Source organism: Nonomuraea sp. NPDC004354, from assembly GCF_053602555.1.
Window position 1 is genome coordinate 314,465 of sequence record NZ_JBSGDV010000003.1, and the last position, 15,971, is coordinate 330,435.

At 72.6% G+C, this 15,971-nt stretch carries 14 protein-coding genes; 4 read left to right on the plus strand and 10 right to left on the minus strand.

Features of this window, described 5'->3' with window-relative positions; all coding sequences use genetic code 11:
* The first annotated feature begins 38 nt into the window (after positions 1-38).
* A complete protein-coding gene (locus ACWENQ_RS12175; RefSeq protein ID WP_452414100.1) occupies positions 39-1,244 on the plus strand; it encodes a hypothetical protein in 1,206 nt (401 codons plus the stop codon).
* On the opposite strand, the gene ACWENQ_RS12180 is transcribed toward ACWENQ_RS12175, so the two are convergent.
* From ACWENQ_RS12180 to ACWENQ_RS12200, 5 genes are all read right to left on the minus strand, one after another.
* The gene (locus ACWENQ_RS12180; protein WP_452414102.1) at positions 1,241-2,344 is read right to left on the minus strand and encodes a dihydrodipicolinate synthase family protein; all 1,104 of its coding nucleotides are present in this window, start codon (positions 2,342-2,344) and stop codon (positions 1,241-1,243) included. The genes ACWENQ_RS12175 and ACWENQ_RS12180 overlap by 4 nt on opposite strands.
* A 5-nt stretch (positions 2,345-2,349) precedes the next feature.
* Positions 2,350-3,357 carry an NAD-dependent epimerase/dehydratase family protein gene (locus ACWENQ_RS12185; RefSeq protein ID WP_452414104.1) on the minus strand — a complete coding sequence of 336 codons (1,008 nt, stop codon included), beginning with the start codon at positions 3,355-3,357 and terminating at the stop codon, positions 2,350-2,352.
* A 72-nt stretch (positions 3,358-3,429) separates the two neighbouring features.
* A complete protein-coding gene (locus ACWENQ_RS12190; protein WP_452414106.1) occupies positions 3,430-4,320 on the minus strand; it encodes a Gfo/Idh/MocA family protein in 891 nt (296 codons plus the stop codon).
* Positions 4,321-4,453: 133 nt separating this feature from the next.
* Positions 4,454-6,256, minus strand: a complete 1,803-nt coding sequence (locus ACWENQ_RS12195; protein ID WP_452414108.1) for a hydantoinase B/oxoprolinase family protein — start codon at positions 6,254-6,256, stop codon at positions 4,454-4,456.
* Complete coding sequence (locus ACWENQ_RS12200; RefSeq protein ID WP_452414109.1) at positions 6,253-8,268, minus strand: hydantoinase/oxoprolinase family protein; 2,016 nt, start codon at positions 8,266-8,268, stop codon at positions 6,253-6,255. Before ACWENQ_RS12200 ends, ACWENQ_RS12195 begins: the two co-directional genes overlap by 4 nt.
* 262 nt (positions 8,269-8,530) lie before the next feature.
* Here ACWENQ_RS12200 and ACWENQ_RS12205 point away from each other — a divergent pair, with 262 nt between their 5' ends.
* Entirely contained in the window at positions 8,531-9,682 is a 1,152-nt protein-coding gene (locus tag ACWENQ_RS12205; RefSeq protein WP_452414111.1) for an RNA-guided endonuclease InsQ/TnpB family protein, read from the plus strand.
* A gap of 43 nt (positions 9,683-9,725) precedes the next feature.
* On the opposite strand, the gene ACWENQ_RS12210 is transcribed toward ACWENQ_RS12205, so the two are convergent.
* Complete coding sequence (locus ACWENQ_RS12210; RefSeq protein WP_452414112.1) at positions 9,726-10,112, minus strand: hypothetical protein; 387 nt, start codon at positions 10,110-10,112, stop codon at positions 9,726-9,728.
* Positions 10,113-10,167: 55 nt separating this feature from the next.
* On the opposite strand from ACWENQ_RS12210, the gene ACWENQ_RS12215 reads away from it, so the two are divergent.
* Positions 10,168-10,818 (plus strand): thymidine kinase, encoded by a 651-nt coding sequence (locus ACWENQ_RS12215; RefSeq protein WP_354904190.1) that lies wholly within the window; start codon positions 10,168-10,170, stop codon positions 10,816-10,818.
* A gap of 222 nt (positions 10,819-11,040) precedes the next feature.
* Here the strand turns inward: ACWENQ_RS12215 and ACWENQ_RS12220 are convergent, their stop codons facing one another.
* Both ACWENQ_RS12220 and ACWENQ_RS12225 read right to left on the minus strand, forming a co-directional pair.
* Complete coding sequence (locus ACWENQ_RS12220; RefSeq protein ID WP_452414114.1) at positions 11,041-12,777, minus strand: hypothetical protein; 1,737 nt, start codon at positions 12,775-12,777, stop codon at positions 11,041-11,043.
* Positions 12,778-12,810: 33 nt separating this feature from the next.
* Complete coding sequence (locus tag ACWENQ_RS12225; protein WP_452414115.1) at positions 12,811-13,461, minus strand: DivIVA domain-containing protein; 651 nt, start codon at positions 13,459-13,461, stop codon at positions 12,811-12,813.
* 553 nt (positions 13,462-14,014) lie between these two features.
* Here ACWENQ_RS12225 and ACWENQ_RS12230 point away from each other — a divergent pair.
* On the plus strand, positions 14,015-14,242 hold the full coding sequence (locus ACWENQ_RS12230; protein ID WP_449924124.1) for a response regulator transcription factor: 228 nt from the start codon (positions 14,015-14,017) through the stop codon (positions 14,240-14,242).
* A 157-nt stretch (positions 14,243-14,399) separates the two neighbouring features.
* Here the strand turns inward: ACWENQ_RS12230 and ACWENQ_RS12235 are convergent, their stop codons facing one another.
* Positions 14,400-14,999 carry a DsbA family oxidoreductase gene (locus tag ACWENQ_RS12235; protein ID WP_452414116.1) on the minus strand — a complete coding sequence of 200 codons (600 nt, stop codon included), beginning with the start codon at positions 14,997-14,999 and terminating at the stop codon, positions 14,400-14,402.
* Between the two features lie 15 nt (positions 15,000-15,014).
* Entirely contained in the window at positions 15,015-15,911 is an 897-nt protein-coding gene (locus ACWENQ_RS12240; RefSeq protein ID WP_449924130.1) for a hypothetical protein, read from the minus strand.
* Positions 15,912-15,971: the final 60 nt, after the last annotated feature.

Genomic DNA, 15,971 nt, shown 5'->3' on the forward strand with positions numbered 1-15,971 from the left:
TTTCGGTCTTGACCGTAATAGGGCAGAGGGAGGCGTGGGTGGGTATCGTCATCGGGGTCGTCGGCCCGCACGATCTGGTCGACGACGTCGCGGCCACGTGCGAGGAGCAGCCGGGCGTGACCGCGCTGCGGCTCGACTACGACCACGAGTCGCAGGCACCCGCGATCGTCGAGGCGCACGCCGCCACGGTGGAGGGCTGGCTGTTCACCGGCATCGTGCCGTACATGCTGGCCCGCGACGCCGAGGCGCTCACCCGGCCCGCGGCGTTCGTCGACTACTCCGGGGCGACGCTGCTGACCGCTCTGGTACGGCTGCAGCACGAGGGCCAGGACATCACGCGCCTGTCCATCGACACCCTGTCGGCCGCCGACGTCATCGCCACGTTCGAGGAGGCGGGGCTGCCGACCGAGCAGGTCCGCACGCTCCCCTACCGGCCGGAGATGACCTCCAAGAAGGCCGTGGCCTTCCACCGGCGCGGCGGCGAGCACGCGGTGATCACCTGCCTGAGCTCGGTGCACGAGGCGCTGCGCGACGACATGCACGTGCTGCGCCTGGCGCCGTCGGTCCACTCGGTGCGGGTGGCGCTGCGCCAGCTGCTGCTGACCGCGGAGGGCCAGGCGCAGGAGGACGCGCAGATCGCCCTCGGCCTCATCGAGGTCGAGAGCGAGGAGGGGCTGCTGCGGGAGGCGGCGGCGCTGGGCGGCACGCTGGCCGCCTTCAGGGGCGGCACCCACCTGCTGGTCACCACGCGCGGGCCGCTGGCCGACGCGACCGGCAATTTCACCGGGCTGCCGATGCTGTCGCGCCTGGCGACGGCCGGCCAGGTGGTCAGGGTGGGGTTCGGGCTGGGCCGCAGCGCGGCCGAGGCCGAGAGCCTGGCGCGCAGGGCGCTGGCCCGCGCCCGGCGCATCGGCGAGGTGGCCGCCGTGCTGTCGCTGCGCGCCGACACCGACATCGTGCTGGAGTCGGTCGGCGCGACCCCCGCCGCCGAGCAGAACCTCTCGGTGATCGCCCGCCGGGTCGGCCTGTCGGTGCCGACGCTGGAGAAGCTGCTGGAGGCCCGCGCGGCGGCCGGCGGGGAACCGCTGACCACCAGGGAGATCGCCGAACGGCTCGCGGTCCAGCAGCGGACGGCCCGCCGCATGCTGCACCGCCTGGAGCTGGCCGGGCTCGCCGAGCGCACCGGGAACCTGACCAGCGGGAGCAGCGGCCGCCCGCTGACCCTGTACCGGCTGACGCTCTAGGCGAGCCACCGGTCCAGGCCCTCGGCCACGAAGTCGTCGTCGCGCAGCCAGGGGTAGGCGGCCCACACGCGGTCGATCTCGGCCAGTTGCCCGGGAGACAGGTCCTCGGCCGGGTCGAGGCACCAGCGGCCCGCCAGCAGGCCCTGGCGGCGCAGGATCTCGTGGATGCCGGGGATGCAGCCGTGGAAGCCGTTGGCCGAGTCGAAGATGGCGGCGTTGGCGTCGGTGAGGTGACCGTCGAGGCCGAGCAGCCTGCGCACGGCGGCGTCGTCGCCCGCGCGGGCCAGCTTCGCCTCGTCGAGCAGCTCGACCGCCTTCTTCACCCACACCGCCCACTGGCCGAGCAGCCCGCCGACGAACTCGACCTCCACCTGCCGGCCGTCGACGACGACGCGGTGGGTGGTGATGAGGTCGGCCAGGATGTGGTCGTCGTTGCCGGTGTAGAGCGCCACCTGCTCGGCCCTGCCCGCCCTGACCACGCCGTGCAGCACGTCCAGCGTGCGGTAGCGGTCGAACGGCGCCACCTTGATGCCGACGACCGACTCGATCGCGGCCAGCCTGGTCCAGAAGTCGCGCGAGAGCGTACGGCCGCCGACCGCGGGCTGCAGGTAGAAGCCGATGACCGGCAGTACCTCGCCCACGGCGCGGGCGCGCTCGATCAGGGCGTCCTCGTCCAGTTCCCGGTGGGGGCTGAGCAGCACCATGTGGTAGCCGAGCGACCTGGCCAGCTCCGCCTCCGCCACCGCCTGCGCGGTCGGGCCCGTCGCGCCCGCCACCAGGACGATCTCGCGGCCCTCGCGGGCGGTCTCGCGGCCCGCCTCGCGGGCGGTCTCGACCGCCAGCTCCAGCACGGGCGGCAGCAGCGCGGTGCCGTGGATGGCGAACTGCGTGGTGTGCACGCCCACCGCGAGACCGCCGGCGCCCGCCGCCACGTAGTAGCGGGTCAGCGCCCGCTGGCGGCGCTCGTCCAGCCTGCGGTCGGCGTCGAGCGCGAGCGGGTGCGCGGGAATGACCAGCCCGCGCCTGAACAGGTCGCGCACGGACGTGTGAGCCTCCGGAGCCGTGCTGAGCACGTCGCCTCCCCCTTGATCGATGATCATGCTGGTCAGAACCGGCCGTCGCGGCGCTCGAACTTGGTCGGCTTGCCGAGCAGCGGGCCGCCCTCGGCGATCCAGGCGGCCGTGAGCTCGATCAGCTCGGCTGGCGTCAGCTCGGGGTAGCCGAACAGCCGGTGGCACCTGGCCGCGTTGGACAGCAGCGCGGTGGGCGCCTCCTCGCCGACGAAGGAGGGCTGCTTGCCGAGCGCCCTGCCGAGGTCGAGCGCGGCCTGCCGTACCGAGATCAGCTCGGGTCCGGTCAGGTTGAGGACGAACGGCGGCGTGGACGCGTGCAGCAGCGAGCGGAGCGTGACCTCGTTGGCGTAGCCCTGCCAGACGACGTTGGCCATGCCGGTGGCCAGGTCGACGGGCTCACCCGCGTTGACCTTCTGCGCCAGGTCGACGAGCACGCCGTAGCGCATCTCGACGGCGTAGTTGAGGCGGATGAGGGCCAGGCGGGTGCCGTACTTCACGCTGAAGTGCGACATGACCCGTTCCCTGCCGAGGCAGCTCATCGCGTACTCGCCCACCGGGTCGGTGGGCGTCTCCTCGGTGGCGCCCGCGCTGGTCACCGGGACCAGCGGGTAGACGTTGCCGGTCGACAGCGCCGCGATCCTGCTGTCCCTGAACCGGTCGGCGACCCGCCCTGGCAGGTAGGAGTTGGTGAACCAGGTGGCGTGCTCGGCGCCCTGCGTGCCGAACTTGGCGCCCACCAGGAACACCACGTTCTCCACGTCGGGCAGGTCGCGCAGCGCCTGCTCGTCGGCCACGTCGGCGCTGACCACCGTGGCCCCCTCCGCCGTGAGGGCGTCGGCCAGGCCCGGCTCGGAGAACCTGGACACCGCCACGATCCGCCGGTCGCCCTTGGTGGCGTTGAGCGCCAGCCTGACCAGGCTGGGCCCGAGCTTCCCGCCCGCGCCAAGGATCATGATGTCGCCGTCGAGTCTGGCCATGTCGGCGATCAGCCCCTCGCCGGGCCGCGCGAGCCGCTCCTCGAGCTCCACTACCGTCCGCACCCCGAACTCCTCTCATTTACGGTCCAGACCGTAACTTCGAGAGTCTCGCCCTGTCAATGGGGTGCGGGCGGGTCAGGCCGGTACGGCTTCGCGCGCGCGGACGAGGACGTCGAGGATCGCCCTGGTCTGCGCCCATGGAACGGGGCTCGGCGCGCCGCCCACCATGGCCAGGAACGCCTCGACGGTGCCCTCGTACCCGAGGCCCTTGAGGACGTCGTCGCCGCCCTCGATGACGATCTCCCGCGAGCCTTCCCTGGTGTGAACGGTCACCGTGTAGGCCTCGGACTCCGACACGCCGATGATCTCCACGGTGCCGGTGACGCCGCTGTCCCAGCGCAGCGCCATGACACCGGTGTCCTCCGAGCGCAGGCCCGTGTAGTGCCTGACGGCGCCGGCCGCGCCGGCCAGCCGTACGGCCGGGCCGAGCAGGGCGACGAGCAGCTCGACGCCGTGGATGCCCATCGTGACCATCGTGCCGCCGCCCTCGCCGGGGGTGTCCTGCCACGGGTTGTGGCCGGTCGCCCAGATCCCGACGTCGTGCCGGACGGTGGCGCGCACCGACAGCACGGAGGCGGGGTCCACCGTGGCCGCGGTGAAGGCGGGCGCGAAGCGGAGCACCGACGTGGACAGCACCCTGTCGGTGATCTCCAGCCGGTCGAGCGCGTCGAGCTGGGCGCGGGTGGCGGCGGCGGGCTTGTTCATGAACACCGGCGCGCCGGTCGCCAGGACCGCTTCGAGCGCCCGGGGGGCCTGCGGGTTCGGCACGGTGAGCACCACCCCGTCGGGGCCGGTGCCGAGCAGGTCGTCGAGGCTGGATACCACCTTGGCGCCGGGATGCTCGTCGGTGAAGCGCCGCAGCCGGTCGGGGTCCTGCTCCCACACGACGAGCTCGGCGTGGCGGGCCAGGGTACGGGCGTCGGTGTAGGGGTGGCTGGTGGCCAACCCGGCCAGAGCGATACGCACGGTGTGTCCTCCAATTCGGGAATGCGCGCCATCATGGCACCCCCGACCCGGCACACCCCCGCGCCCGCGTCAGAGCCGGTCCACCCCCCGCCCAGGAAGAGCATGATCGGCCCGGCACGCCCCCGCGCCCGCGTCAGGGCTGGTCCACCTCCGCCGCGGTCCGGCCGCCCGCCAGCCTCGGATACCCGGGCCCCCGGTCGAAGAACGTGGCGGGCGTGGCGGCGAGCCCGGCGCGCAACTCCGCCGTGGCCTTCTCGTCGACCACGCCGTCCGCCAGGACCACGCCGTAGTCCTCCCGCGCCCCCCGCACCGACACCTTCCCGTCGCGCACGTCGTCGGCCACGCGCCGCGGGTCACGCTCGTACGGCGAGCCCCAGCCGCCGCCTCCCGTGGTGCGGATGCGGATGATCTCGCCGGCCGGCACGGGGTGGTCGTCGACCAGCCCCTCCATCTCGCGTCCCGCCACCGAGACGGTGAAGGGCCGCCCCGCCCGCCCGCCGTTGACCCCCCAGCACGACAGGATCGACCGGTCGGCGATCGACATGTACGAGGCGTCGCGCAGCATCCTGATGTGCTTGTCGTAGCCCAGCCCGCCGCGGAACAGCCCCGGACCGCCGGAGTCGACCGCGAGCCCGAGCCGCTCCACCCGGAACGGCCAGCGCGCCTCGGCGAACTCCACCGGGATGTTGCGCGAGTCGGGCACGACGTGGATGGTGTCCTCCCCGTCGGCGTACCACCGGCCGCCTGAGCCGCCGCCCAGCACCTCCCTCATCAGGTACGGCACGCCGTCGGCGTCCTCGCCGTAGACCCCGGTGTACCTGATCGTCTCCTGGTCGGCGGGCATCCGGCCGCCGGTGGCCTTGGCCAGCACCCCGGCCAGCACGCCCAGCAGCCGCAGGATGACGAAGGTCCTGGCGTTGGTCGGCGCGGGGAAGATCGGCGTCAGCAGCGTCCCCTTCTCGGGGAACCTCATCTCGATGAGCGGGACGACCCCCTCGTTGACGTCGAGCTCCGCCATCCGCGCCGGGGTGTCGGCCAGGTTGCGCAGGATCGGCGCCAGCCACTTCTTCAGGAACACCCCGTCGGCGTAGTCGCCCGCGTGGTTGATCGGCCCCTTGGCCTGCGGCGAGGTGCCGGCGAAGTCGATCACCAGGCGGTCCTCCAGCCGGGTGAGCGTGATGCGCTGGGTGTGCAGGCGCGGCTCGTCGACGCCGTCGTGCTCGGCGTAGTCCTCCCAGACGTAGGTGCCGAGCGGGATCTTCGACAGCAGTTCCCTGCGGAAGGTCTCCGTGGTGTTGGCGATGATGGCGTCGAAGCACTCCTCGACGGCCGCCTTGCCGTACCGGTCGAACAGCTCTCCCAGCCTGCGCGCGCCCATCAGGCAGGCCGAGCACTCGGCGTCGAGGTCGCCGGCCAGCGAGTCGGGCATCCGGGAGTTGCGGGTCATGATCCGCAGCGCCGCCTCGTTGGGCACCCCGCGGTCCCAGAGCCTGATCGGCGGGACCATCAGCCCCTCCTCGAAGACCGACCGCGCGTGAGAGGGCATGCTGCCCGGTACGGCGCCGCCGATGTCGTCGTGGTGGCCGAAGGCCTGCACGAAGGCCACCACCTCGCCGGCGTGGAAGACCGGGACGGTCACGCAGAGGTCGGGCAGGTGGCCGATGCCGCCCTCGGACAGGTAGACGTCGTTGTGGAAGAACACGTCGCCGGGGTTCATGGTCTCGACGGGGAAGTCACGCACGATCGGCTGGACGAGCGCGGAGTAGGAGCGGCCGGTGAGCTTGCGCAGCCTGACGTCGTGGATACCGGCGCGGAAGTCGTGGGCGTCGCGGATCATCGGGGAGCGGGCGGTGCGCGCGATGGCGGTCTCGACCTCCTTCTCCACGGAGGCGAGGGTGCCCTCGACGATCTCGACGAGGATCGGGTCGGCGGTCACGGGGCGGTCCCTTCCTTGCGGACGATCAGGTTGCCGTGGGCGTCGCACGTGGCGGTGAAGCCGGGGTGCAGCGGCAGCGTCGAGCCGTACTCCTCGATGACGGCGGGGCCGCGGACCACGTCGCCGGCGAACAGCGTGGCGCGCGGGTGCACGGGGCAGGCGGCCCACCCTGCGTCCTCGAAGGAGACGGGACGGCTGCCCGGCTCGGCGGACGGCCGGTCGCGTCCGGGCCGCACGGGGATCGTGGGACGGGTGATGGGCCCGATGCCGGACACCCGCAGGTTGACCCACTCGACGGCGTGACGGGGATCGTCGCGGTAGCCGTAGCCGTAGAGCCGCTCGTGCGCCTCGTGGAAGCGGGCGACCACCTCAGCCTGCCAGCGGTCGTCAGGAGGGCCGGGCGGCGCGGGCACGCGCACCTCGTAGGCCTGGCCGTAGTAGCGCAGGTCGGCGCCGCGCTGGCAGACGGGCGAGGTGAAGCCCTCCCGCTCGAGCGCCTCGACGGCCTGGCCCTCCAGGTCGGCGAAGACGGCGGCCAGCGCGTCCGCGTCGGGTTCGCGGGTGACGTGGGTGCGGACGTAGTCGTTCTTGACGTCCACGGTGAGCAGCCCGAACGCCGAGACGTTGCCGGGGTCGGGCGGCACGACGACGGCGGGCAGGTTCAGGATGTCGATCAGGCGGCAGGCCAGCAGCGGCCCCGAACCGCCGAACGTCACGAGCGGGAAGTCGCGCACGTCGAGTCCGCGCTTGACGGTGATCTGGCGGATCGCGTTGCACTGGTTGAAGGCGCTGATCTCCAGGATGCCCGTCGCGGTGCGTTCAGGGGTGATGCCCAGCTTGCCCGCCAGCGCCTCCATTCCCTGCCGCGCCGCCTCGCGGTCGAGCGGGATCTCCCCGCCGAGCAGGTGCGGCGGGATCCGGCCGAGGAAGACGTGCGCGTCGGTGACCGTCACGTCGCCGCCGCCCTTGCCGTAGCACAGCGGGCCGGGATCGGCGCCCGCGGACTTGGGCCCCACCTTGAGCGTCCCCTCGGGCGAGATCCACGCGATGGAGCCGCCGCCCGCACCCACGGTCACGATGTCGATCATGGGGATCTTGCACGGGTAGCGCCCGATCGACCCCTCGGTGGTCAGCGAGGGCTCCCCGTCCACGATCACCGCCACGTCGGTGGAGGTGCCGCCGCCGTCCAGCGTGATCACCGACGGCTGCCCGGCCGTGGAGGCGATCAGCGCGGCGCCCAGCGCGCCGGCCGCCGGGCCCGACAGCACGGTGGTGATCGGCTGGTGCACCACCTCGGCGGCGCTCAGCACGCCGCCGTTGGACTTCATCACCGCGTACGGCATGCCGAGCCGTTCGGACAGGTTGGCGATGTAGCGCCGCATCGCCGGCTTGACGGCCGCGTCGACCAGGGTGGTGACCGACCGCTCGTACTCCCTGTACTCGCGCAGCACATCGCTCGACAGCGACACCACCGCCTCGGGGTGCTCCCGCTCGAGCACCTCCCGCATGCGCAGCTCGTGCGCGGGGTCGGCGTAGGAGTGCAGGAAGCACACGCCGATCGCGGTGATCCCCTGGTCCCTGAACCAGCGGGCGACCTCGACGGCCTGATCCTCGTCGAACGGCCTGACCTCCCCGCCGAGGTGGTCGAGCCGGCCGCCGACGGTCCTGACCCGGTGCACCGGGACGATCCGCGGCGGCTTGACCCAGAAGTAGGAGTTGCCGTAGCCGTCGGGCACGCTCTGCCTGGCGATCTCCAGGATGAACTCGAACCCCTCGGTGGTCACGAAGCCCAGGTCGGCGATCCTGTCCTCGAGCAGCTGGTTGGTCGCCACGGTGGTGCCGTGGACGAGCCCGGTGACCGGCCCGCCGCCCACCTTCTCGATGCCCGCCATGAAGCCGTCGGCGGGGTTGGCGGGAGTCGAGGGGGTCTTGGTCGTGAAGATCTCGCCGGTCCGCTCGTCGACCGCGACGACGTCGGTGAACGTGCCGCCGGTGTCCACTCCGATGCGCATGGGTTCAGTGTCTACCTGGGCCCTGACCCGCGGGGATCAGCGAAACCTGCCGAACAACCGGCGATTCTTCAGCGCTATCTAGCGAAGCAGCCCGGCTCTGGGCTAGGCCGCCGTCCGCCCGGCGCGCGTGTGTGATGCGATCACTCCTCGACCGTAGTCGAGAGAGCGACCTCGACCCGGTGGTGGACCTGCCGGATGACGTGGTCGTGTTCGCCATCGGAATCGGGCACGGCACGCCAGTCAAAACGATACTGTGTTCGAGATGAAGCTAGTGGTACAGGTGAGGCTGCGACCGACCCCTGAGCAGTCGGCGGCGCTGGAGGAGACCCTGCGCGCAGTCAACGATGCCGCCAATCTCGTCTCGAAGGTGGCTTTTGCCAGCGGCGCCAAACGCGAGTACGCGCTGCGCAAGCACACCTACGGCGAGCTGAAGACACTCGGGCTGGGGGCACAGGTCGCCCAGCATGTGATCAAGAAGGTGGCCCACGCCTACACCGCGCTCAAGGCGAACATCCGCGCGGGGAACCTGGGACCAGCAGGCTCCCACCGCCGAACCCACGCCGAGTCGAAGCCGATCGCCTTCCGGCCCAAGGCGGCGCAGCCGTTCGACGACCGGTGCCTGTCCTGGCAGATCGAGGAGCGCACCGTCTCCATCTGGACGGTCGCCGGACGGTTGAAGAACATCACGTTCAGCGGATCGGCTGACCATCTGCGGATGCTGGCCGCTTACCGCAAGGGCGAGTCGGACCTCATCCACCGGGACGGTCTGTGGCTGCTGATCGCTACCTGCGAGATCCCCGACGTGCCTGTGACTGCCCCGGACGGGTTTGTCGGCGTCGATCTCGGGATCGCAAACATCGCGACCACAAGCGACGGCGTCCGGCATTCGGGCAAGTCGCTGAACGCGGTCCGGCGCCGCCACCGCGAGCTGCGCCGCCGGTTGCAGGCCAAGGCCACCAAGTCTGCCAAGCGGCTGCTCAAGCGCCGCCGTCGGGCCGAGGCCCGGTTCGCGGCCAACACCAATCACACCATCGCCAGACGCATCGTGACCGAGGCAGAACGCACCGGCCGCGGCATCGCGCTCGAAGATCTGAGCGGGATACGTGACCGGGTACGGCTCCGCAAGCCCCAGCGGGTCACCCTGCACTCATGGAGCTTCCACCAGCTGGGAAGTTTCATCTCCTACAAGGCGGCCTTGGCCGGGGTCGCGGTCGTCTACGTAGATCCCGCACACACCTCGCAGGGGTGCTCGCGCTGCGGGCACGTGGACAAACGCAACCGGCCCTGCCAGGAAGCCTTCGCCTGTACGTCGTGTGGCTTCGCTGAGCACGCCGACGTCAACGCGGCCCGCAACATCGCCTCACGCGGTGTGACGGGCTGGGCAGTGAGTCACGCTGCCGACGACGCGGCCTGAACCGTCGAATCCATCGACGATGAGGAGCTGCGAGCTCGGTCGTTCACGGCCGAGAAGCTGACCGTCTCCTGCTGCCCAGCACGTCGTCGATCACCCTGGGGGCGTTCTCGGTGCCCACGTAGGCGGCCAGCCGTACGGCGAGCTCGTGGGCGCGGTGCAGCTCCATCTCCACCCTCGCCTTGCCGGACTGGCCGGCCTGGATGCCGAAGTAGGCGCCGATGATGGTGCCGATCACGCCGCAGACCCCGGCGAACATCGTGGCGAACTCCTTGGTGGCGAACACCGCGGCGCCGAACGCGACGAGGATCACGATGATGCCGGTCAGCACCACGAAGAAGCCGTAGCGCCAGCGCGCGGCGTCGGCCTGCGCCGCGGTCAGGTCGTCAGGGGTCATCAGGGCCTCCAGCGCCGCCGGCTTGTCCGTGGCCAAGGTCGCCTCCTGTTACAGATGGGAGCAGTAGTGGTGAGCAGTAAGCTAGCGGCCTGTGACCGAATTGTCCGCGCTCTCGCCCGTCCCCTCGGCCGCCCGCGACGCCGTGCTGAAGTTCTACTTCGGCCCCATGGACTGCGGGAAGTCCACGTTGGCGCTGCAGATGAACTACAACCACGGGCGGCAGGGCAGGCGCGGGCTGGTGCTGACCAAGCACGACAGATCGGGCGGGCCCCAGGTCACCAGCCGGATCGGGCTCGGCCTCGACGCGATCGAGGTGGACGACGGGCTCGACCTGGTCGCGCTGGTGGTGGCGCACGACCGGATCGACTACCTGATCTGCGACGAGGCGTGCTTCTACACGGTGGCGCAGATCGAGCAGCTGGCCGACCTGGTCGACCACCACGGGATCGACGTCTACGCCTTCGGCCTGGCCTCCGACTTCCGCTCGCAGATGTTCCCCGCCGCACAGCGCCTGTTCGAGCTGGCCGACGAGGTGTGCAGGCTGCAGGTGGAGGTGCTGTGCTGGTGCGGGCGCCCAGGCCTGCTGAACGCCCGCGTGGTGGGCGGGACGATGGCCCGCAGCGGCGAGCAGGTGGTGATCGGCGACACCGACGCCTCCCCGGTGCGCTACCAGGTGCTGTGCCGGCGCCACCACCGGTCGGGACAGCTGGCGATGCCCGAGCCCAGCCTGTCGGCCTCCTGACCGCCGGCGAGAGTTCGTCCCGCCGGCGCGCCCGGCGTTACTGCCACTGCGCCAGGGCCTGCCGGCACACCCGGCCTGTCTGCGACTGCGCCAGAACCCGCCGGCCACCCGGCGTGCCTACGACTGCGCCAGGGCCTGCCGGCGCACCCGGCGTGTCTACCACTGCGCCAGGGCTCGCCGTGCCTGCCACTGCGCCAGGGTCTGCCGGCACACCCGGCGTGCCTACGACTGCGCGAGGGCGCGTAGCAGGTAGCGGCGCTGGCGGGTGGTCAGCTCGCCGACGGTGGCGTCCGCGGCGATTCCGCCCCTGCTCAGCAGCCTGCCGACCGGGCGGTCGCGCAACTCCGGCACCGCCCGCAGCAGCCAGCCGACCGGCGTGGCGGCGGTCGTGGCGTCGGTGCGCCGCAGCAGCCCGGCCAGGTCCAGACGACCGTCCGCCAACCCCTGCCGTAGCTGCGCGCGGCTGAGAGCGGGCGCCGGTGCCGCGGACGGGGCGGGGAGCGCCTGCGGGGTGAGGAGGGTTCCGCCCGCCCGGCCGCCCGCCCGGCCGCCCGCCCGGCCGTGCCCGGTGGTCTCGCGGGGGGTGCTCGCCTGGCCGGGGGTCGGCTGCTCCGCGGTCGCGCCGGGAGTGGCCGTCTGGGCAGCGGCCTGCTGCCCTGTGGCCTCGCCGGGGATGGTCGCGTGCCCGTCCGTCCCGTGCTCCCCGGTCGCCCGGCCGGTCGTCCCCTGCTCCACGGTCGCCTGACTGGTCGTCCCCTGTGCCACGGTCGCCTGGCCGGTGCTCTCCTGTCCGGGGCTCTGCTCCATGGTCTCCTGGCCGGCTGTCGCCTGGCCGGTCGTCTCCTGGCCGGTGCTCTCGGCGGAGGTGGTCGCCTGGCCGGTGGTCGCCTGCTCCGTTGTCTCCTGGCCGGTGGTCGTCTGGTCAGTGGTCGTCTGGCCGGTCGTCGTCTGGCCGGTCGTCGTCTGGCCGGTCGTCGTCTGGCCGGTCATCTGGTGGGGGGTGGTCGTGTGGCCGCCGATGGCGTTGGAGGTGGTGCCGAGGCCCGGGGGTGTGCGGCTGTCGTCGAGCGCGTACTGGGCGGCGACCAGCAGGGTCGTGGTCACCAGGACGGCGGCGCCGGTGATCGCCATATGGCGGGCCGACAGCCGGCCGCCGCCCGCCGTACGGGCCAGCTTGAGACCGACGACGGCGGTCCGCAGCAGCACGCCGGTGATCATGCCGAGCAGCAGCGGCACGAGCGACGGCGGCAGGGGCGCGAGCACGGCCAGGACCACGCCGACCGCCGGGCTCAGGCACGACGCCGCCAGCCAGGGCGTCAGGCGCCGGCGGGCCAGGTCGAGGAGGGCGGTGAGGGCCAGGCCCTCGCTGGCCGAGTGGATCATCAGGGCCGCCACGACCACCACCGAGGCGGCCAGGGCGAGGGTGGCGCCCTCGACGAGGCGGTGCACGGTGAGCGCCGCGGCGGTGCCGACCCCGCCGAACAGCGCGGCGCCGACGGCGCGGGTGACGCGGCGGTGCAGGCCGGGGGCGTGCTGTCCGCGCCTGGGTTCGTCGTGGGCGTGGCCGCATCCCTTGCGGGTGAAGTAGGTGATGACCGCGAAGCCGAACACGGCCGACAGGCCGAGCAGCCACAGCGGGGTGCCGGTGTCGCCGGCTTCGTGCCAGGCGTCGGGCAGCAGCTCCACCAGGGCGGTGATGAGCATCAGCGCGGAGGCGACGGCCAGCCACAGCCCGATCCTGCCGATGTTGCGGCGCGCCAGCCACGCCCCGGCCAGCGTCGACAGCGACACCAGCAGCACCGCCAGCCAGGTGCCGGGCGGGGTCGCGGCGAGCCAGGCCGACGACCCGGCGGGTGGCCAGGCCGGTGGCCAGGTGGGGGCGGCCGGCTGGGGAAGGTCGGGTCCGAGGGCGTGGCGCAGGGTCAGGGCGAGTGCGGGCGCCGCTGATGGCACGGGCATGACGCCGCCTTTCTGATGCGGATGGTGAAGCGGTCAGGCGACGGGCGAGTGCTGGGGGTGCCCGGCCGGTCCGGTGGCGGGATCGCGTCCCTGCGTGCCGTCCAGCAGGCGGCGCAGCTCGGCGAGGTGACCGGCGAGGCCGTCGGGCAGGTGCCCGCCGTGGGCGGCGGCCAGGCGGGCCAGCTGGTCGAGGTGGAACTCGGCCGACTGCCGGTAGGCGGCGCCGGCCCGCTCCAGGAGTGCGTTCGCGGACTGCTGCGCGCGGTCCTCGACGGTCCTGGCCCGTGCCCTCGCCTCGTCCTCGACGGCCTGCCCGCGTGCCTGCGCCTCGTCCTCGAGAACACGCGCCCGCGCCCTGGCCTCGTCCTCGACGGCACGCGCCCGCGCCTGAGCCTCGTCCTCGACGGCCAGAGCCCGCGCCTGGGCCTCGACGAGGATCCGGCCGGCCCGCTCGTGGGCGGCGACCGGGCCGGCGGTCAGTTGCTCCCGCAGGCGGGCGTTGTCCTCCCACAGCAGGGCCAGGCCGGCCTCCACCCGCGCCAGGAAGGCGTCGACCTCGGCCAGGTCGTAGCCTTCGCGCAGCCGTACCACGGTGAAGACCTGGTGGTGGACCGCCGCGGGGGTCAGCCGATCGGCGCCCCCGTCCGAGACCCGGCCGGGGCCGTGAGCGTGCACGTGCTCCATGCTCTCCATACGGAGAGTAATGGAGTCATTGCACTGCGTTTAAACGTGTGGCCAGATGTTCGGAAGTAAAGCCGGGAGGGCCCCTGCGGCCAGGAGGTCCGACATGCCCGACCAGCATGCCCTCGCGGCCGCGCCGTGAGCGGGTCACCCGGGCGGCCGGTCACGCCGATCGACGGGTGCGCCGCGCGCCTCGTGAACCCCGGCAGCGTCGCGGCGACAGCCTCCCGCGTACCCGCCGAGTCCGGCCTCCCGCATACCTGCCGAGTCCGGCCTCGCCGGCACCGCCGACGTCCAACGCGGCCTCCCCTGACCCGCTCGCCCGGCAAGCCACCCGAAAGCGACTTGCAACCAGATACCGGTACAAATCTCAGCGACAGCACACAGCGGAAGGGTCGGGGCCGTGGCGGGCCGCGTCCGCATCCGTCACGGGCGAACCGGCAGGCGCCGGCCGCCTACGGTCCCGGCGCGGCACATCAGGCCGCGGCGGCGGCAGATCCATGGCGGAGGAGCACGACGTCTCCTCTGCCGTCGCCGAGTCACCGGAAGAAACGAGATGGTCCTGTTCGTCCGACGGGCCCGCGGCGGTGAACGCACCAGCCTGTCGCCCCGTGAGGCGGAGACCCTGCGCCACATCGCCGCCGGCTGCACCTACGCCCAGGCGGCGCGGCGCATGGGGGTCAGCATGCACACCATCGACACCTATCTCCGCAGGGTCAGGGCCAAGTTCGGGATCGCAGGCAAGGCCGAGCTCACCCGGCTGGCCGTCGAACTGGGGCTGTGAGGCCGCCGTACGGAATGGCCCGGCCGACCCTACGGGATGGCCCGGCCCGCCGTAAGGGACGGCCCGCCGTAAGGGACGGCCCGCCGGCAGGGACGGGCCGCCAGCAGGGACGGGCCGCCGGCAGGGACAGGGCGCCGACAGGGACGGGGCGCGCCGTTCAGCCGGCCGTGCGCTGGGCGACCTCCTCCAGCGCGGCCAGGAAGGTGTCCTCCGGCTGCGCGCCCGACACCCCGAACCGCTCCTCGAACAGGAAGAACGGCACGCTGGTGATCCCCAGCTCGCGCGCCCTGGCCAGCTGCTCGCGCACCTGCGCGGCCGCCTCCCCGGTGTCGGTGACGCCCACCTCGGCCGCCAGCTTGGCCAGGACCTCGGGGTCGCCGATGTTGAGCCCGTCGGTGAAGTGCGCGGCGAACAGCCGGTCCGCCATCCGCGCGGCCAGGCCCTGGCCGGCGGCCAGCTCGATCAGCCGGTGCGCCTCGAAGGAGTTCGCGCTGATCGCCTGGCCGAAGCGCAGCTCCAGCCCTTCCTCGGCGCCGACGGCCGCGACGTGCTCGGTCATCTGCGCGGCCGAGCCGCCGAACTTGCGCCCGAGCGCCTCCAGCAGCGGCTCACCCTCGACCGGGGCGTCGGGGTTGAGCTCGAAGGGGCGGTAGGTCACCTCGACCTCGCCCGCGAAACGCGCCGCGGCCCGGGCGAAGCGCCGGTGTCCGATGTAGCACCAGGGACAGACGACGTCGGAGAAGATCTCAACTTTCACGACATGGCGTAACGCTCAGCCCGCCGCGAGTTCTTCCAGCCTGTGGGGAAGATAACCCGACGCGTCCACCAGCGCCGACGCCCCGCGCCACCAGCCGAACCATTCGGCGCTGCGCCACATCCAGTCGACCCGCTCGATGGCGCCCACCACGTCGCCGACGTTCGACCAGCCCTCGCCGAGCTGCTCGCGTGTCGCGCCGTGGCCCAGCGCCCACCCGCGCAGGATGCGTACCGCGTCGTCGGGCACCGTCCGCGCGTAGGGGTCGGGCTCCTCGCCCGGCAGCGGATGCGGTCCGAGCCCCGCGGCCACGCCCCAGCTCCACTGCGCCTCGGCGGGCCTGGAGTAGCGCAGGGAGGAGAAGTCGAGGTTGGAGCCGAGCTCGCCGTCGGATCGCCTGGTCACCACGGCGTCCAGCCTGCCGCCGGCGTCGAAGTGGACCACGAGCCGGTCGCCCGCCTGGACGCCGCCGGGCAGCTCGACGCGGTCCTCGGCCTGCCACGAGTTGAGGTCGACCTCGGCCACCGGGCGTCCCCACAGCTCGTCGGCAGCGTCGTCGGCGATCCACGCGGCCAGCATCTCCAGCACCGTCAGGTCGGTCCACGGCTCGATCGCCGCGGCGGTGTGCAGCACCTCGACGGGGGCGGGCAGCTTGGCGCCCCGCTCGGACTCCCACCAGACCGCGCCCAGCTCCCGCACGCCGACCACGAGCGCGGCGATGGCCGACAGCTCGGCCGAACGCCTGGTCAGCGACGCGCCGAGGGCCAGCTCGAGACATCGGGAGGTGCGGTCCTCGCCCAGGGTGGCGCGCGCTTCGGCGATCAGCGCGGCCGCCGTCGGCCGCTCCTGTCCGAGCAGGTTGTTGATGACTCGTCGGGCCTCGTTCCTTGCGTCTTCAGCGTGTGCCTCCCGCATACCAGCCACGCTACGCCGGGAGATCCTTTTCCAACAGCTTGTACGGCGAACCTGTATGAC